The organism is Paenibacillus sp. URB8-2 (assembly GCF_013393385.1).
Taxonomy (GTDB): domain Bacteria; phylum Bacillota; class Bacilli; order Paenibacillales; family Paenibacillaceae; genus Paenibacillus_AQ.
Genome location: NZ_AP023239.1, coordinates 1,386,034 through 1,403,912, shown reverse-complemented (window position 1 = coordinate 1,403,912; position 17,879 = coordinate 1,386,034). Strand labels below are relative to the sequence as shown.

Genomic DNA, 17,879 nt, shown 5'->3' with positions numbered 1-17,879 from the left:
AGAAAGCGCAATATCCAAGCCGCGCCACTGTCCTTCAAATCGGTTTTCCCATCTAAACAGCTACTTATTGTACTTGTACTCCTGAATCGCAGGGACCTGAATGTCTTCCTGATTTTTGGTTCTTGCGATTAGCACCGGATGCCTTGTTTTTATAACGGCAATTACGGATGGTCCTTGTATATATTTTGTAATGCCATAGCGGCTGTCTTCATAGAGAAACGGAAAGGTCACGTCGGTGGATTCATCGATCACTTCAAAATGAACGACATCCACTCTGGAATGCAGGCGGCTGCCAGCGAGGGGAGTCAGGCTATCATCCAGTCCTAGATTGGCTTCCAGCGTTTCCTTAAAACTTGCTTCCGCCGCAGCCCGATCGAAGATCAACCGTCCTCGCGCGCGTTCCGACTCGTTCATTTCCTGGGCGGCATCGTGGACGGCCATGTTGTTTGCACTTTTGAGCAGTTCCCGGTCGATGTCCCATTCCTGATTCTGCGTCTGAAAAAACCAGCCATAAATAAAGATCAGCAGCACAAAAGCAAGCTTGATAATGTAATCCATAATGTCACCTTAATCGAGATATTCGCTCATAATGGAACCATGGCCGTAATAGAACGAAGACTGCGCCTCTCCTGAAAAGTCGTACGGAAACATGGAGATCCGAGGGGCTTTGACGTATACGTCGAGTCTCGTTTTTCTATCCTGAACCGTCTCGGAGCTGCTGGTAATTTCAATAGATGCTCCCGAGAAACCTAAGGCCTTCAGATTGTTCACGACTTCGCTCCGCATGCCGGTAGTCACCATCCCTTCGATTGCGGCTTTCTGTGCAATGTAAGAGGTGTTGGCCTTGACCTGCAAATCCAGCAAATAATCGATATAGGTAAAGATTGGCTGCAAAATAATGAACAAAACCAGCCACATAAACAAAGCCCGGAGGACCGTCGCTTTCATGGTCTATACTCGTACTCCTTTCGGCTAGTAATTCTCCACCTGCTTCGTATGGGCGATAATGTCATCCTGGCTGCTGCCAATCATACCTGTGGCGGACGTGATGAAGATCCCGGCAATAATAAATCCGATGGCGAGAAACAAGGCGACGGAGATCGAATCTTTTTTCATCGACTGCTAGGCTCCCAAGAGGAATGATACATCAGACGTCGGATCAGCAGGGTTAAGCGGCTGGATCATACTGACCGCCGGCACGGTCGGACGGTTGTCGTCGGCATCATCAATTACATCCCGCACGATCGGAATCAGCACGGCAATGACAATAGCGACACATAGAAACCCGATTGCGATAAACAGCCCCGTAGAAATAGCATCTTTTTTCATTGTTAATATCTCCCTTTTAATTTTATTTTTTTATGTGCTGATTGAATATGACATTTATTCACTGAAATAGGCGAGTATCGTTAAAATTCCCCTTGATCAGCATGATGTACTGCATGGCCAGTGTTACGATCATTAAAAAGGTGGCAATCGACGGAATCACATTAATAATCGAGGAGATATCCCCAATCAGAGACCATTTGCGCAGATATTGGTCGCTGGATATTTTGGCGATCATTTTACCCTGCTCCCGCAAATAAGCGGCGGCCTCCGTATCATCATCCATCCCCTCCGTAGCCAGCAGAATTGAACGGATATCGCCGATAAAAGCATGGCCCTCAGGAAACCGGTCGCAGAACCATTCGATGGCCCGCTCAGGCCCCTCATCGACCGCCCGTTCCGACAGTTCGTACAAATCGTGACGAATGTGGACAAAATGTCCGGCAGCCCCGGCGCAGAAAGCGCCAAACTGCACATATCCCCGCCTGCGCAGCCTGTTGTTCTCATACAGCCGCAGGAATGAGATCAATTCGCTATCTTTTTGAACAACGGATCTCTGATGCAGCCACGAAAGCAGCCAGCCGAACGGAAGATAGCGGGCCGGACTCGTAAGGCCGATAATCAGCGCGGCGATCAGCAAATCGTATGCATTGAACGGCAAACCGCGGATATAGTCGCCCAATATTTTTACGAGAAGATAGAGAAAAGCCGCCAAATAACGAAGCAGAGTAACCTTCCGGGCGGATACAGTCAAGCCTGCTGCATAAAGAACCTGCTGAAGCCTGCCATTCTCCATGCGTTCTCCCAATCCGTTCCATCTCTGCTGCAAACGCAGCATATACCGCTCCCGCTTTCCTGTGGCGCCGACAAACACAACTAAAACGAGATAGACGATGCCAATTACGGCAGTCAGCAAAAATAATCTGTCCATACAAATCTCCTCAGTGGTAATCGAGTTTGGGCTTGGCCAGCACGCTGCTGATCACAAAAGACAGAAACAGGCCTGAGACAATAACCATCAGAAAGGCCAAACCGGCCCGGGTCTCAAACTGCAGTCGAAAGTAGACGCCGGGCTTCAGCATATAAATGAAGGTTCCGATGGAAAAGAACAGCACAACCAGATTACCGTAAAGCCCCAGACTGATTGCATCCCGGCTGTTGGCCTTGACCTCCAGAATCGTCTCCCGCTGCTGCTCCATCGAGCGGTTAAGCATCATCAGGGAATTTTTCAAATAAAAGCCGCCCTCCTTCTCGCAGTACAGCAGATCCGAAACGAACTCAACAGCAAACGTGGTGCCGACCGCATTGGCAAAACGCTGCGTCTCTGCAGCAAGCTCGTGCTCACTGCTGTAATTGGCGAATGAGGCAGCCAGTATTTTTAGCGGCGTTATAAGAACATTGTCTTTGTCCAAAAAATCGGCCGTCCTATCCAGTAACGAATCGACATGCAGGTGTGTAAACTTCGCGGCGATTTTGACTACATCCAGCAGGTGGTAGCTGCCTTTCACTTTTTTATGCGCATAAGCATACCGAAGCCGCAGATAGGGCAGCATTCCGGCGAGAACCGCCAAGAACAGAGGCAGCCGCCACCCGTCCTGCCAAGGACGTCCACTGTCAAACGACACCCCTTCCAAAAAAGGATTATGAAAGGCCAAATGACCCGGAAGCTCGCGGAGCGTCAACAAGCCTGACAAGAATATGGCCACGGCCAAAAGACCCGATTGCAGCATGAACCGCAGCACAGTCGTTCCCGGCTCGTAATTTCGCTTGGCGATGTACAAGAGATTGTCCAAATGATTGTAAAACGGCACATACCGGGGAATACCACCCGCTTTCCGCCCGAGAATTTTCCTTCTGCTAATAAATAGGTAATTGATTTTTGCCGCAAAATGCCGGATTCCCTGTTCCGTAAGCGGTTTGACCAGCAGCCAAATTCCCCAGACGATCAGCAGGTGCAGCACAAAGCGCAGCAGGTAAAACACTCCATTCACTTTTTCACCGCCTCATTCGTTCAGCACGATTCTGGATTTCAGACTTTCCCTTAAAGGGTTGGACAACGGCTTCGCGCCGGCCAGCCTTTTTAACGAATCCCGCATCGCCTGAGCGGCTTCCACGTTTCTCTTCCGCATCTTTAGGGCAAGCCCCTCGGTGATTCCGGCATTGTAGGTCCAATCTCTTTTATCCTCATCCCAGCGCATCAGATCATTGGCAAACACCGAATTACGGGCTTCGTCGTAAAATACTTCGGAAATACATGCCAGCCGCTTTCTGCCTTCCCCCGCGCTTTCGAGAATAAACACAAGCTCGCATGCCTTCAGCGCGGAAACCAGGTGACCTTTTAAACTTCCGCCAATACGGGTCGAGACGGCGAAAGCGCCCTGATAGGGAATATCCTCCGAATCGACGGTGTGAAAGGTTCCCGTTATGCCGTCGTAACCCTTTTCCCCGCTCCACAGGTAAAATTCCCATTCGTTGTACCGCATTTCCGTCATGTACAGCAGGTTGGGATCATGCCGCAGCGATTCTATTCCCACTTCCATCAGTTCTTCATTGGCGGCCTGGATGGGGATAATCCGGTGCCCTTTGATTTGGTAAGGCAGCGTCGATTCCGGATGCTTCTCAATCATCACAACGCCCATGCAGGAGGCGGAACCGAGCAGCTGCTCGCCGACAATCGTATTGGCAAAGGTCGTTTTGCCCGAGCCGACAGAGCCGGCAATAATCGTGTTGCGAAAAGTCATTGCCAGTGCGCGGATCATCGGCACAGCCTCTGCCGGAATGCATCCCGTTCCCGCCTGATCGTCCAGATCGAGAAATTCGACCACCTGACGCCGCATGGAAATCGTCGTAAAGCCTTCCCATACACGCGGCGAAACCCAAATGGCGAGCCGGATAAACCTGCCGGGCCAGAGGGGATCATCCATTTTGAACTCCACGGACGGATTATCCTTATTCAGCTTCTTGTTCGGATCGCTCTTCAGCAGCGAACGCTTCAACTGCTCCACCCGGTCCAGTGACGGCATCTCATACGGGTAAGGAACAAATTTGCCTTTTACATTGTAAAAAATTTGCCTCCCGATAATTTGCAGCCCCGTCGATTCACTGTACGCCCGATCTGTGAACCAGCGGTAAGCCGGGCCAAATCCTTTCCATTCATGAAACAGCGCTTCGGCCGCCGTGTCGTATGCTTCGGGAACGCTGCCGGTATAAGGCGTCTTTCGCAAGTATTTTTCAATTTCATTCATAAAAAAGCTGACCGCCTGCGGGTCGCCTGTCAGCGCCTTGGCGTTAAGCTCGAAATACGCTTCGTCCTCCCGCTCCAGACCTGCGTTCATCTCTCTTTTCATTTTTTGCAGGAAAGAAGGAAAGTCATCCTTTCCCGGTCTGCTGCCGCGGAGCACGCTCTGTTTAAGCGAGAACGGAGTTCCTGCCGCAGAAGCAACTGTAAGGCCGGAGTCCGCTACACTGCTCATAAGAACATCCCCTTCTTCTTGATCTCGGGCGCAAAGCCGAAAGCAGCCAACAGCGAGCGGACTTTTTCATCTGACTGCGCAAGCTCTTTCTTTCCGAGCGGCAGCTTGCCGGAGGACATCGGATAGTAAGGAATATCCAGAAAAATCTCGGTGCCGAAGCGCAGAGCCATGCTTTTTGGGGAAACGCTCTCCTCCTGGCCGCCGCGGTTCATGATGAGCTTGAAATCATGCGGCTGCAGGTCCATATGCCAGGCCAAGTCCATAAGCGCTTCAAGTCTGTGTTCATGCTTCGGATGGGTAACGAGCAGGCGCAGCGCGGATTTTCTCATTCCGGTATACCACGCCGCGCTCTCAGGTACGGAGCCGAGATCGGCGATAACGATGTCGGCGTTGTCCGAGGCACGGGCGAGCAAATACTCCATCTCGTTCTCCTTATAATCCTGGGCGCTCAAGTAATCGCAGTTTCCCGGCAAATAGCGGTAGCCCTCCTGTACAATCAGTTGGGCAAAATCCTCGTCATAGAGTCTGCTGCCTGTCAGCTTCGGCCGAATCCGGTCCAGGCTGATTGCCGGTTTACGGTCATAACCCGGGTCATACACATTCATTCCCAGCAAAATAACCCGTCTGCCCGCCGCCGCCATTCGTCCCGCCAGCAGTCCGGCCACGCTCGTGCAGCCGATTCCCGGTCCGGAGCCAAGCACCCCCAGCACATTGCTGCGTTCATCGCCGTCGTCCTTCAGGACGAGCCTGATCTTTTCGATAATTGCCGAAGAAGTCGAGCGCGGCGGCAGGAAATGGATGCCCAGCTCCTCACAGGTCAGATGGATGCCGTAATACCCGCGTACGCCCCGTTCCATGTAAAAATACAGGATAAGCGTATCCGGAAACTTTTCGCGCAGCTCCCGGAGTTCGGAGATTTCGGCCTGTCCGCTCGTCGCTATCAGCATATGGCCCGCTGCCTGCTGCGGATCGGGAAGCGCGTTTTGCATAACAACGGTATAGCCGGCCTGCCGGATATCATTTATCGTCAGTTGGTCCAGGCCTAGACTGAATATTTTCATAAAGCCTTATTCCTCCTATTCCACCCGGACAATCCAAAGCTTGCAGCCACGCTCCAGATATTGCTTCAGCAGTTCGCCGTCACTCTTCTTCAGCTTCAGCTCCGGAACCGCCACCTTGCCGGTCGAGGTGACCCGGTTATTGTCATTGCCAAGCTCCGTGTCGCGAACGTCGTTGTTATCTTCCGTGCGTACATAATTCACGGTCACTCCGGTTAAAAAAGCCACCTCAGGCACAGCCGCCTCCCCGTTGCCAGGGCTTCCCTGTGCAGATCCTGCCTTCGCAATGTTGGAGTTTTCCGCAGCCTTCGCTTCATCTAACACAAGATAGATGTCGACTTTGTCCCTGCTGCGCAGAGAGCCATTGATCGCATAGACAGCTTCCTTCGGCACCGGAAAAATCCCTTCGTCCGTCCTCGGCTCCAAGTCGTTCAAATCGACAAGCGCCTCTGTCAAAATGCTGCCGTCCGTCAGGCTCACGTTCGTAATTTTACGCTCCGCCTGGTTCAGTTGAGTAACAGCACCGCCCGGGACATCCTTCGTCTGGACGGAATCGAGATAAAGTTCTCCCGCCTGCAGCTCGTGATTCTTGGGCAGCACGCCGCCTCCGTCCACCTTAATTTTCACTACGGTTTGGGACAGCACGTAGGGCTTGAAGTAAAGATCATATCCCAATAGACCGCCGAAACCGACAATTAAAATCAGAACAGCAAAAATATAATTGCGCTTCAATAAATGACCGCGCTGCGCCGACAAGCAGATCCCCCCTTTGCAAGGTGTATTTTGCGCATAAAAAACACACTTTGGCATAGAGCGCCAAAGTGTGGGTAAAATGCTTTTTTACCTATAAAGCAAGCAGCTATTCGATTAGTTGAACACGACCGTCTTGTTTTGATGAACAAGGATACGGTCTTCGATATGCCATTTGACTGCCCTGGCGAGAACGACGCGCTCAATGGTGCGGCCGATCCGCTTCAGTTCGCCGACGTCATCCCCGTGGCTGACACGCTGCACATCCTGTTCGATGATCGGACCGCCGTCAAGCTCCTCGGTCACATAGTGGGCGGTAGCGCCGATAATCTTCACCCCGCGCCGGTACGCCTGGGCATAGGGATTGCCGCCGATGAAGGCCGGAAGAAACGAATGGTGGATATTGATAATCCGGTTCTTGTAATGCTCAATAAACGACGGTGAGATAATCTGCATATACCGCGCCAAGATAATGACGTCGATATCTTCTCCGACAACCTCCAATTGGCGCCGTTCCGCCTCCGCCTTCGTATCCCCCGTTACAGGAATGTGATGATACGGAATGCCGAACGACTCGACGTACTCCTTCATATCCGCGTGATTGCTCACAACCAGCGCGATATCGGCATCCAGATCACCCGCCTGCCACTGCCAGAGCAGTTCGACAAGACAATGATCCTCCTTCGATACGAAGATCGCGAGTCTCTTTTTATGGCTGACATTGAACATTTGCCAGTTCATTTGAAACTGTCCGGCAATTTCGCCGAACTCCGCCTGAAGCTGCTCCATGCGCTTCTCCAGCTCCGGCAGATCGAATTCGATTCTCATAAAGAACATTCCGCCGGACGGGTCCATCGTATATTGATCCGATTGTACGATATTGGCTCCGTGCTCGAATAAAAATCGGGATACCGCGGCCACAATTCCCGGGCCGTCCGGACAGGAAATGAGCATCCGCGCCCGGTTCGGGTGCTGCCCGTCCGAAGAAGAATGTTCTCTTTTTACATGCAATTCCATTGTGTACTTTCCATCCTCTCGTCATTCACGCATTGCCTGAGTTTAAACGTTAACCAGCACCTGCTTGCCCGCCAGCCAAGCGATCAGCCGGTGATTTACCGCTTCTTCGCTCAAGTCCGGAAACACACCCGCGGCGATTACCAGGTCGTAAAGGCGTTCCATCGGCTCGCGCGGATCGGCCTTTTTGGCCTTGGCATCGGTCTTGAGCACATTCCAAATGTCGAGCACATACTGCCTTGGGTCCAGCTCCTGCTTGGCAAAGAAAGCGTGCAGTTCCTCGACCTGGGCCAAAAACTCTCCGCCGAACCTCTCCTGGACGTTGCCGCGAAGCAGCGCGATTTCCGCTTCATACATCGGCCGCTGGGTCTTGGCGTCTTTGCCGATCCACGGCGTTTCAAGAATGAACGGGCGCCCGGCAAGGAGTTCATGATGAACCACCCGGTTAATCGTATCAAAACCGATCCAGCCCGAACCGATCGGCGTATGGCGGTCTTTACGCGAACCGATCGGATTTTTGCTGTCGTTGATATGCACTACGCCGATCCGGTCCAAGCCGATTGTCTTGTCGAACTGTTCGAGCACGCCGTCCAGGTCGCCTACAATATCGTAACCGGCATCGTGGATATGGCAGGTATCCAGGCAGATCGACAGCCGCTCGTTGTGTACGACCTTATCGATTATGGACGCGATTTCCTCAAAGCTCCGGCCCATTTCCGTTCCTTTGCCGGCCATGGTTTCAAGCGCAATATGAACCTCCGTCTCATGCGTGCCGCCGAGCACCTCGTTCAGACCGTCGGCAATCCGCTGGATGCCATATTCCGGGTCCTTGTCCGTATAAGCGCCCGGATGGAGCACGATATGCTTGACGCCCAGCGCATGGGTGCGGTGGATCTCCTGCTGGAGAAAATCGACGGCTAGCTGGTAGGTGTGATTTTTGTATGAACCCAGATTAATGATGTAAGGAGCGTGAACGACAATCTCTTCTACGCCGTTGTCCCGCATCGCCGCTTTGCCTTCTTCGGGATACATGTCTTCGATCGGTTTCCGGCGGGTATTTTGCGGTGCGCCAGTATATATCATAAAAGAGCTTGAACCGTATTCATTCGCTTCATTTGCCGCGCTGAGCAGTCCCTTAGCCGCGCACGAAACATGGGAACCAATTTTTAGCATGCCGTTTTTCCCTCTTTCTTTCACGAATTAAAACTTATTTTATCGTGATTGGGACAATAAATCTAGGCATTGCCGATATCTGGCTTCCACCTTCGCAAAACGCCGGTTATACGCTATAATTTAAGTTGGGAAGAAGTCTGTGATCATCATCATTGATGAGGTGATAGTATTATGTTTATTAAATCAGGGCTTGGCTGGTTGTCCATGTCACCGAACAGTTGGTTTATGAACACGATCGCTTTTTGGACATTTCTGCTGCTGGGCTGCATGTGCATTGGCGGCTATTTTATGTTCCGCAAATTTCTCAAGGTCCTGCCCAAGGCGGATGGAAAATCCAAGCTGGACTGGCAAAACTACTGGGTGGAACGCAGCCGTCCGCTGTGGAGCGATGAATCCAAAGCCTTCCTCGACCAGTTGGTGCAGCCCGTACCCGGGCCATTCCGCGATATCGCCAAGCATTCCATCGCCGCCGAAATCGGCAGGATCGCCATCGAAAGCCACGCAAGCGAGGTTACACGCGATCACTGCATCAAGGGCTACATTGCAGCCACCCCAAGGCGGGACAGCCGCTTTCTGGTTCAATTTCTGGAAAAGAACCACATCGACTACTCCCCATACCGTCATCTGATGAAGTAAACTTTTAAAAAATTTGGCACACCCCGGCGCAGCCGTTGCGCGATAGCAAGGAGGCCATAAAATGAAAGCGATTATTTGCGGCGGCACCGGCTTTATCGGTACTGCGCTGACCCATTACTGGCTGCAGGCTGGACATGAAATTATTATTGTGGGCCGCGAAGCGCCGAAGGAAGCGATAACTCACCCCAAACTGCTGTACCGAACCTGGGAAGGATTGGCCGATTATCCCGAACCGGCGGAAGACACCCATGTCCTCGTTAATCTCGCCGGCGCCAGCCTTAGCCAGCGCTGGAACGAACACGGCAAATCGCTCATCCGGCAATCCCGGATTGGAACCGTTGCTGCAGCCGGCAAGCTGCTAAGTCTCCTGAAGTCCAAACCGCAGGTCATCATTCAGGCATCCGCTGTTGCGATTTACGGCACATCGTTCAGCGAGACCTTCGATGAATCCTCTGCCCCGCGGGTGATGGATTTCCCTTCCGAGGTCGTGAAGACCTGGGAAGATGCCGCTGATCAGGCCTACCAAGGCATCAGGCTGGTCAAACTGCGGACCGGCGTTGTGCTCGGCAATGAAGGCGGCGCCTTCCCGAAGATGAAGCTGCCCTATATGCTCGGCTTCGGCGGCAAAATCGGCAGCGGCCGGCAGTGGTTGTCCTGGATTCATCTAGCAGACATGGTCGCTTTGATTGATTACTGCGCCGCTTGTTCCGATATTTCAGGCCCCGTTAACGCGACCGCCCCTGACCCGGTGACCAACGACCGGTTCGGCACGGCTGTCGGACAAGTGTACCGTCGTCCCCATTGGTTCCCGCTGCCTGCCTTTCTGCTGAAAGCCGTCCTCGGCGAGCTGTCGGAGATTTTGCTTAAGGGCCAGCGCGTTCTTCCCGCCAAGCTGCTGCAGCATGGCTTTGTATTCGCTTATCCCGATCTTCCAAAAGCGCTGCGGCAGCTGAGAACATGAGCCTGGTACATAGCGATCAAAAAGCGTTAACGCTGATGAAAGGTATAATTCCCTTTTATAATTGTGAAGGCGTCCCCGTCAGTCAGTGGATACTCCTTGTAGGGAACCATTACCTCTCCCCGAAACCGGGTGCCGTTGCGCGAATCCAAATCTTTCAGGACATAGCCTCCGCCGCTACGGAATATCTCGGCATGCACTCTGGATGCGCCCTCCGATGATTCCATATACTGAGCCACCTCAGGTGAACGGCCGATAATAAAGCTTGTCCGGTTCAGTTCGATTTTCTCCCGGCGGTCGCTTCCTTCCTCCGTTCTTTCTAGATATGGCACCGCTCCCTCGCGCAGCTTCGTTTCTTCCGGAGCCGGTGCTTTCTCTCTCGAAAGCAGCACAGTAGCCGGTTCGGGCTCCGTTGGTTTTGGATATTCCTCCATTGCCTCAATCCCTATACCGCCAGATCCGAATTCATGCATTTCGGCGACGACCCGTTTATTCCGGTCAACTGGCTCAGGATTGAGCCGCCGGAATTCCTCAAGCTTGTCCCTGTTCCGCCCGCCAAACGGCGGCATCATTCTGAACCCCCCAGGTATTCCAAATTCCGGACCTTCGGCCCCCTCTTCTTCTGTCTCTTCCTGTTCCATTTGGCCTGCGCCTATTTTCCCCGCCCAGATTAACCCGTTTATTGCAATCAGCAGAACCGTAGCGATTCCGCAAAGAATCAGCATTAACCTTCCCGGATGATCCAGGTACAGGTATTTCCACAGCAAGGCGTCCAGCAGAACGCAGCCCAGCAAAATATATGTCTTTTTTGAGGAACGTCCATCGTTGGCCTCGAGGAATTCGCCGGAAGCCAAACCGGGGTTCATACTTTCCTCTTCCTTCCAGCTTCTCTCCCTTCCTCCTTCCTGCTTGTTATCTTCCTGCTGCCTGCCTTTAAAAAAAGCACTCCCGCTCATCCATTCGGCAATCGGCGAATTGAACTTCTCCCGTGAAGCATCTGTTTCCGCGGAGTCCACCGAAGAACCGGATCTGCTGAAAATACGTTGATTCGCATCCGGGCCGTCACGCTTCGCGGTGGATCTTTTACCGTTGTCAGCGAATGATTGAACCGCCCTATCCAAAACCTTTTCTTGAAAGTAACGATCCACCGTGTAATGCCCGGTTTCCGTCGATGGTTTGGCCGCGGCCGTCTCCGCATGCACCATCGGATTCCGTTCCCCGTCATCTGTCAGCAGCGCTGAGAGAAGCTTCTTCCACCCTCCAACGGTAAATTCCTCTTCGCCGCAGTAGTGCAGCAGCCGCTGGACGCCGTCTCCTTTCAACTCCCCCACGCTTGGCATCAGCGCCATAATCAGCCCCTTGAGGCTCTCTCCCAATGACTGCGCCGGTTCGATGATCTGAAGAGGAACGTACGTCAAGTAGACTTTCCCCCTTTGCAGGGGACCTTCAATAAAAATATAATCCTCATGCAGAGCGTACTGCCCGGGATGAAGCATATGCAGCCGGCCGTCCTCCATACCTTGAGCGATCTGAAGCAGCAGCCCGTAAAATTCGGCCAGGGTCAGCTTGACTCCCTTGAGAAGATGCGAGAGCAATTTTTTCCCGGATACCGGGTATTCCAGCGTTACGCTCAGATCCACCTCTTTGAGAAACAGCCTAAGATGATGCGGAATGGTTAAGGAGGACAGCATGCGGCTCTGAACCGAATTGAGCCTGGACGCCGGCATTCCCTCTCGTCCTCCAAGCACCATCCGGATGCCGTCCTGCTGCACAAAATCCCTGGTTAACCCAAACAATGACGATCACCTCCCTCTTACAATTGAACGGACGGCCCTTAAATCCAGCCCCCCAAAAAAGCGGCCGCCGCCCCGGGAATCACGGCAAGCATAAAAGGAAATCGCAGCATATCGCCGTCGCGGCTTTTGAACAATGTCCATTTCGGTATATAAAAGATTCCAGCCAGCAATATTGCGACACTCCGCAGCCGGCGAAAGGCTTCCCGTCTCTTGAGCACAATCACCCAGCCGATCACCGCCGCAAACAGCAGCGAGTATACGATGACCTGAGCAGTGAACAAAGATCCCGTCCAGGCGCCGATTCCGGCAAAAAGCTTGACATCACCCGCTCCAACAGCCCCTATGAAGTGCATGAGAAGAAGCGGTAAAAATCCTGCGGCAGCGCCGGCTCCCGCAAACACCACCCCTTTCCAGCCGCCGGAAAGTCCCTGTGCCATAAAGCCCATAAGCACAGCCGGCGCCGTAATCCAGTTCGGTATTTTCATCGTCAGCGTATCCGTAAGGAACGCCCCCGCCAAAAAGGGCAGACAGCCCCAAAACGCCCATTCATTCATTGCCTTGGCTCCTTTTTCTGTGAATCAATTCGGCTTATCCGCCACGTAAAATTGGCCCTCCGCCGATTGACCGCCTTCTGTCTCTATGACGAATGTCGGCCATGAACCCGGCGTCGTTTTGCCGCCGATCCTCCATTCCCACTCGATATAGCCGTTCTCGTCCGCTTTCTTCCAGCCCAAATACTTGGCGGTGCTTTTACCGCTTTTGTAGAAGACCGTGAGATTCGCCGAAGCATTTGGCGCTGTTTTAATCCGGATGACTCCCTGTTTGTTAGGCCTTGCTGGATTCGGCTTCTCCAGAATAGAAATGAAGCTGTTGTCATTGGCTCCACCCTCCTCACCGCCGCTTCCACCTTCGCCTGTATCCCCTATCCATAGCCGCTCCACGGCAGAGGCCTCCAGCACAATGCTGCGATTCAGGAACGGCACCTTCATTGGGAGCTCATAGCTGACCTGAAGACCAAAATAGGGCTGGGAGCCGTCTTTCAGCTTCGGAACCGTCACATTAGAAACGTGGAGTCGCCTGTAGTCCAGCATATCCGAAGCGATGTAAGGCTTTAGTAGCGGCTTGACGGCAACGTCCAAAACGGCCTCCGAGCCTTTGGCCTGGAGCTCCTGAAGAGGAGCTTCTCCCTTCTCAGCCGCGCTTCTGACCCAATCACCCAGCGGCGGAGGCAGCTTGGAGGCGTATTGCTCAGCCCAATCCGTAACCGATAGTCTCGGAATAGTCCAAATGGACGGCTTGTCCGCAGTTGCTTGGCCGTTCATTCCGCTCCCGGCTTCATCTGAAGCGTTCGCGGACTGTTCTCCCTTCTGCACCGCCAAGGCGGCAGGGTACATATGCGTGGCCACTTCTTTTACGGTATCGGATACGGTGCTCTGCAAAGCGGTTGAATATAGGGTCATTTGCACGATAAAGATCAGGAACAGCACGAACAGCAAAAATAGGGGCAGCACCATAGCCGCCTCCACGACCATGCTGCCTTCGTTATTAAACCTCCCTTCCTCTTTGAGCCGGTTCTTCATTGTTTCTCTGTTCCTCCCGTCAATACGCAAAGTCAGCCTTCACCGACTTAAAAAAAGTATGGCCGTCGATTTCCCCCGGAACCGCGCCGGAATGTTGAAGCAGCTTCATGATGCCGGGCAAGAACCAAAGCCGCATCCCTAAACGCACCTCAGCGGAAGCATATGTGCTTCTCTCTGCCGGATTGATCCCCGTATTCAGCCGGATTAGGGCCAGCATCCGCGACAGCTCGGCTTCTCCGGAGCCATGTAGCGCCAAAAACAGGCGCAAATAATCACGGTAGGTCAGTTTGGCAGGCACATATTCGGATAAAGGGACGGCTCCCTCGCGGTAGAGCGTAATCATATCCTTGACCGCTTCCGTCAGCCCGTACACTAGTGCCGCCGCCGCTACTAGCAGCGGATTGCCCATTCCTGCTTTTTTCACAAATCCTTCCATCGTACGGATAGCCAGCCGGGCTGCGAATATTTCACTGTAAGCCGCCGCCACATTCAGTCCAGGCTTGTCAAAACCATACAAGATATATTCCAGCTCCTGGCTGTGCGGATCGAGCTGCTCCTTCAGCTTATCCCCGACTTCTTCAGCGGAGCCTTCGGCTATTTCCTTAAGCTGCGAAAGATCAAAATGGGGAAAATACTGCGCCGCGTACTCGGTTTGAAACAGCCTTTCCCTTGAAGCAAGCAGAACGCTGCTCAACGCTTCGTAAAGATTGTCCATTTGGTCCATAGCCTCGCTTTCGGCGGCATACGGATCGCTCTTAGCTGGCTCATCCGCCGAATCTTCAGCCAGGCCCTTGTTATAATCGTTACTTTCTTCATAGTATTGATTCAATAATTCGTAACGCTCCAGCACTTCTTTGGCACCGCTATTCAGATTGCGAAGAGCGTCGGCAACTTTTAGCGCCTCCCCAAGCTTGGTCTTCGCCTCTTTTTCCAGTTCTTTTCGCTGATTGTCCGAGCCGCGGTGCTTCTCGATTTCGGCCGCATCCCGGCCGATAACGCCCCCTCCGTTTCCATAATCGCTCAAATATGCGTCTACGGTGCCCGCCGCGCCGGTTACCGCGGCTTTCATCGCGCCGGCGTCGCCGTTTAGCCCCAAAGCTGGGCTCATCGCCCCCGGCAGGGATGAAGCCCGGAAGAAGGAATCCCGAAAAGCCGCTTCCTGCGCCGCCAGACTATTCTCCATACCGAGCAAGTCCGCGGAGTCAAGCACCAACTGCTTCGCTTGCTCACGCAAGTTAGGCCTGGCTGCGGCACTTGCCTGTGAATTAGGAATATCCCAGGAATCAGCCGTGTCATATCCGCGTCCGGCGCTTCGGCTTTCTGCCAACTTAATGGCTTCGCTCATTTCCTCGTTGATTATCTTCGCCTCATTAAGCGCGTCGCTTGCCTGCTTTATTAGCAGGGCGTGATCATTCTGCCAAACGGCAAGCCGGCTGCCCAGTCCGGAGAGAACCGCTGCGGATTGCTCACGATAAGAAGTGATAGCATGGGTATACATCGCCGGTTTCTTTGGCCCTCTATACATGTCGATATTAGATTTCCACACATAATCGTCATACTGGGCAGCGATATCCGCAGTGCTTGAGACAGCGCCGATGGAAGAATCGGCAATGCCGCCGGCAGCCGGATTCTTAATGAGCGTGAGCGGCGTCCGCGCGCATTCGGCAGCCTGCCGCCTGCGTTCCAGCATTCGGTCGAGCTCCGCCTCCCGCTTGTCGTACAGCGGCTGCAGCTTAGCGAATAATTCCGTCGTGCGGGAGGCTTCTTCCATCGCTCCGGACAGCGGCTTGAACTTTCCCGCAAGCTCCAGCGCGAAATCGACCGGAGCCTTGTATTTCATTTCCTCGCCCATTTGGCGGCGGAACACGTCATAGCTGCCCATCGGGCGGCTCCACTCTAGCGTGGAGGAATCAAGGCCCAAGGCGATCAGATTAAAACCGTCGCCTCGTCCGCTTTTATGAAAGGAATCGGCAAGCGTGCGGGCCATTATTTCGTCTCCGTCGCTTCCGCCGAAGGCGAACAGCCCGTACTGTTCCCTCAGTCCCGCATCGTACGCCGACATCGCCGACCGTACGCCCGCTCGGGCCAGGCGTTCGCCCTGCACACTGGCGGCGGCCATCCGAGCGTAATCGATGAGCACCGCAGAGAACAGGAATACAAAGGCCAACACCATAATCAAGAAAACCGATACCGAACCTTCCGTCTGTCTCCACCCGCTTCTTAACCGTTCGGCGCGGCGGATTCCGGCCCCAATTCGTCTTTTCATCCTTATTTCCTCTCGTTAAATATAAGCGCAGCATATAGCGGAAGTGCAGGCAAGCCTGCGGACTATGGTTATGAATCTTTACCGTTTACCCAGTTTGGACATCATGGTGGAAGCATCCTGCCGCTTCATGGCCTGCTCCGGTTCAGCATTCGCCGAGTTCCCTCTAAATTTAGCTCCATAGTAGCGCATCAATTCCACGGTGCGAATAAATTCAACCGGCTCGGCGACAAGGGACCGCGCGGTAACCTCGGGCTGCGCTCTATCCGAAAGAATTTCGTCCAGAACCGGCAGGTTCAGCATTCGCCGAAGCTTGGCCTTTACTTTTCTCCCCGTGAGGGTGTAACTGTAGCTCATTTCTCCCTGTAAGTTGTCGGGAATTCTCATAGCGGACTTACCCAGCTTGACGGCCGGGAGATTGCTTTCTTCCGCCCTGCCGTCCGGCAGCTGTATTGCTGCGGCTTCGCCGTTCTCTCCGGTCCCGAACAGGCTTCCCAGCAGACGATCGTCTCCAATTCGCCAGTAAAGGGAATCGTATTGTCCCTGCGGAAACGACCCATCACTGGCCTTGTGGCTGTTGTCCCAGTTATAGGCCGCACGTTCAGATGCGGAAGACGCGATTTGAAGCAGCATCGATTTCTGGTAGCTGTACAAGCAGAAGAACAGCAGCAGCATGGTCACGCACATGATGATCGGCAGCACCATAGCCGCCTCGACGGTGAAGCTTCCTTCGTCGTTACGGATTTTGTTCAGCATCGTATAAATGACTACTCTTCAAATACTTCCTGGCTCTTTTCGCCGGCGGTATCAATCAGACCCGAAATCACCTCTTTGATCTTTTGGCGGAACAATACAACCACAGCGACCAGAACGGCAATAATCAGAATCATTTCGAGTGTGCCCAGACCTTCCTCATCCCGCCAAAAATTCTTACTTTTCTCCACAATCGTTAACATGCTCTCAACCTCCTACATATTCATCATCATAAAAGCCGGAGTGCCCACCAATACAATCACGACTACAAAAATGACAACCATCGGAAACACCAGCTTTGAGGAAGCCTGCTCCCCTCTCGTCCGGCTGACCGCCTTGCGCTTCTCCCACAGCAGCCGCGATAAATCGCGAAGCGCAAGCGCGAAATCGCTCCCCCCTCTTCGGACGTTCAGCAGGACCGTCGTCGTAAAAAGCGAGACTTCCTGCACGGCGCAGCGCTTGCTGAAATTCTCGAAAGCCTGCTGGAACGAGTAGCCCTTCTCCCACTCGCCGGTCATGACAAGCAGTTCACGGTACAGTGGATGATTGTCATTCTTCCGGCTTTCCAAACAGCGTATAATTGCCCGCTGCACCGTTTCACCTGCGCTAACCAGCAGCACAATCCCGCTCAGCAGATCCGGAAGCTCCATCATGATGAGCTGTTCGCGTACCTTAACCTTTTTGTGCAGATCGGCTGCAAGCGCGGCGGGAAGCAGGACGGCCAGCAGAACTCCAAGAACGAGCGCGGCCCGCTCTCCGCTGAGCGTCGCCAGAACACATCCCCCCAAGGCGAGCAGCCAGGCGTAGGCCAGCATTTCGCCCATGAAGAGCAGTGTTATTTCCGCGCTGTGGCGCTGCCCGTATATCCGCTGAACCGACCGCTGCATCCGAAATACGAATACTGGAAATCTCCGGGCGATACCGCCCTTCTCCAGCAGCACAAGCAGCGGCTCCGAAAGACTCCGCAGGCGCAGGCCGTCCACAGGCAGATTCCTGAGGGCGGCGTACCGCTTCCCGCTCACAGCACGGAGCGAGATCCAGCTCAAGACCAGCGCAATGGCGGCTAGCCCGCAAATCCATCTCAGATTTCCCACTCTCC

At 53.5% G+C, this 17,879-nt stretch carries 20 protein-coding genes; 2 read left to right on the top strand and 18 right to left on the bottom strand.

Features of this window, described 5'->3' with window-relative positions; genetic code table 11:
- Nucleotides 1-60: 60 nt before the first annotated feature.
- From PUR_RS06615 to PUR_RS06565, 11 genes are all read right to left on the bottom strand, one after another.
- Nucleotides 61-558 carry a hypothetical protein gene (locus PUR_RS06615; RefSeq protein ID WP_179034550.1) on the bottom strand — a complete coding sequence of 166 codons (498 nt, stop codon included), beginning with the start codon at nucleotides 556-558 and terminating at the stop codon, nucleotides 61-63.
- Between the two features lie 9 nt (nucleotides 559-567).
- On the bottom strand, nucleotides 568-948 hold the full coding sequence (locus PUR_RS06610) for a hypothetical protein (protein ID WP_179034549.1): 381 nt from the start codon (nucleotides 946-948) through the stop codon (nucleotides 568-570).
- A 24-nt stretch (nucleotides 949-972) separates the two neighbouring features.
- Entirely contained in the window at nucleotides 973-1,116 is a 144-nt protein-coding gene (locus tag PUR_RS06605; RefSeq protein ID WP_179034548.1) for a hypothetical protein, read from the bottom strand.
- Between the two features lie 6 nt (nucleotides 1,117-1,122).
- The gene (locus tag PUR_RS06600; protein WP_179034547.1) at nucleotides 1,123-1,329 is read right to left on the bottom strand and encodes a hypothetical protein; all 207 of its coding nucleotides are present in this window, start codon (nucleotides 1,327-1,329) and stop codon (nucleotides 1,123-1,125) included.
- 58 nt (nucleotides 1,330-1,387) lie between these two features.
- Nucleotides 1,388-2,257: a hypothetical protein gene (locus PUR_RS06595; protein ID WP_179034546.1), complete on the bottom strand. Its 870-nt coding sequence runs from the start codon at nucleotides 2,255-2,257 to the stop codon at nucleotides 1,388-1,390.
- A gap of 10 nt (nucleotides 2,258-2,267) precedes the next feature.
- Complete coding sequence (locus tag PUR_RS06590; RefSeq protein WP_179034545.1) at nucleotides 2,268-3,317, bottom strand: hypothetical protein; 1,050 nt, start codon at nucleotides 3,315-3,317, stop codon at nucleotides 2,268-2,270.
- A 12-nt stretch (nucleotides 3,318-3,329) separates the two neighbouring features.
- Nucleotides 3,330-4,799: an ATPase, T2SS/T4P/T4SS family gene (locus PUR_RS06585; protein ID WP_179034544.1), complete on the bottom strand. Its 1,470-nt coding sequence runs from the start codon at nucleotides 4,797-4,799 to the stop codon at nucleotides 3,330-3,332.
- Nucleotides 4,796-5,860, bottom strand: coding sequence for a CpaE/TadZ family protein (locus tag PUR_RS06580; protein ID WP_179034543.1), 1,065 nt, complete (start codon nucleotides 5,858-5,860; stop codon nucleotides 4,796-4,798). The genes PUR_RS06585 and PUR_RS06580 overlap by 4 nt, the downstream gene beginning before the upstream one ends.
- Nucleotides 5,861-5,875: 15 nt before the next feature.
- Nucleotides 5,876-6,613: a CpaB family protein gene (locus tag PUR_RS06575; protein ID WP_179034542.1), complete on the bottom strand. Its 738-nt coding sequence runs from the start codon at nucleotides 6,611-6,613 to the stop codon at nucleotides 5,876-5,878.
- A 111-nt stretch (nucleotides 6,614-6,724) separates the two neighbouring features.
- A complete protein-coding gene (gene purU, locus PUR_RS06570; protein WP_179034541.1) occupies nucleotides 6,725-7,624 on the bottom strand; it encodes a formyltetrahydrofolate deformylase in 900 nt (299 codons plus the stop codon).
- A gap of 42 nt (nucleotides 7,625-7,666) precedes the next feature.
- On the bottom strand, nucleotides 7,667-8,794 hold the full coding sequence (locus tag PUR_RS06565; RefSeq protein WP_179034540.1) for a deoxyribonuclease IV: 1,128 nt from the start codon (nucleotides 8,792-8,794) through the stop codon (nucleotides 7,667-7,669).
- 171 nt (nucleotides 8,795-8,965) lie between these two features.
- On the opposite strand from PUR_RS06565, the gene PUR_RS06560 reads away from it, so the two are divergent.
- A complete protein-coding gene (locus tag PUR_RS06560) occupies nucleotides 8,966-9,430 on the top strand; it encodes a DUF2621 family protein (protein WP_179034539.1) in 465 nt (154 codons plus the stop codon).
- A 61-nt stretch (nucleotides 9,431-9,491) separates the two neighbouring features.
- Entirely contained in the window at nucleotides 9,492-10,391 is a 900-nt protein-coding gene (locus PUR_RS06555) for a TIGR01777 family oxidoreductase (protein WP_179034538.1), read from the top strand.
- A 26-nt stretch (nucleotides 10,392-10,417) separates the two neighbouring features.
- On the opposite strand, the gene PUR_RS06550 is transcribed toward PUR_RS06555, so the two are convergent.
- From PUR_RS06550 to PUR_RS06520, 7 genes are all read right to left on the bottom strand, one after another.
- Nucleotides 10,418-12,184 carry a DUF6382 and FHA domain-containing protein gene (locus PUR_RS06550; RefSeq protein WP_232101740.1) on the bottom strand — a complete coding sequence of 589 codons (1,767 nt, stop codon included), beginning with the start codon at nucleotides 12,182-12,184 and terminating at the stop codon, nucleotides 10,418-10,420.
- A 38-nt stretch (nucleotides 12,185-12,222) separates the two neighbouring features.
- Nucleotides 12,223-12,738, bottom strand: a complete 516-nt coding sequence (locus PUR_RS06545; protein ID WP_179034537.1) for an A24 family peptidase — start codon at nucleotides 12,736-12,738, stop codon at nucleotides 12,223-12,225.
- A gap of 24 nt (nucleotides 12,739-12,762) precedes the next feature.
- Nucleotides 12,763-13,764 carry a TadE/TadG family type IV pilus assembly protein gene (locus PUR_RS06540; RefSeq protein ID WP_179034536.1) on the bottom strand — a complete coding sequence of 334 codons (1,002 nt, stop codon included), beginning with the start codon at nucleotides 13,762-13,764 and terminating at the stop codon, nucleotides 12,763-12,765.
- Nucleotides 13,765-13,783: 19 nt separating this feature from the next.
- The gene (locus tag PUR_RS06535; protein ID WP_179034535.1) at nucleotides 13,784-16,030 is read right to left on the bottom strand and encodes a hypothetical protein; all 2,247 of its coding nucleotides are present in this window, start codon (nucleotides 16,028-16,030) and stop codon (nucleotides 13,784-13,786) included.
- Nucleotides 16,031-16,108: 78 nt separating this feature from the next.
- Entirely contained in the window at nucleotides 16,109-16,783 is a 675-nt protein-coding gene (locus tag PUR_RS06530) for a TadE family protein (RefSeq protein ID WP_232101739.1), read from the bottom strand.
- A gap of 11 nt (nucleotides 16,784-16,794) precedes the next feature.
- Nucleotides 16,795-16,983: a Flp1 family type IVb pilin gene (locus tag PUR_RS06525; RefSeq protein ID WP_179034534.1), complete on the bottom strand. Its 189-nt coding sequence runs from the start codon at nucleotides 16,981-16,983 to the stop codon at nucleotides 16,795-16,797.
- Nucleotides 16,984-16,995: 12 nt separating this feature from the next.
- Entirely contained in the window at nucleotides 16,996-17,874 is an 879-nt protein-coding gene (locus PUR_RS06520) for a type II secretion system F family protein (protein ID WP_332107936.1), read from the bottom strand.
- Nucleotides 17,875-17,879 lie beyond the last annotated feature (5 nt).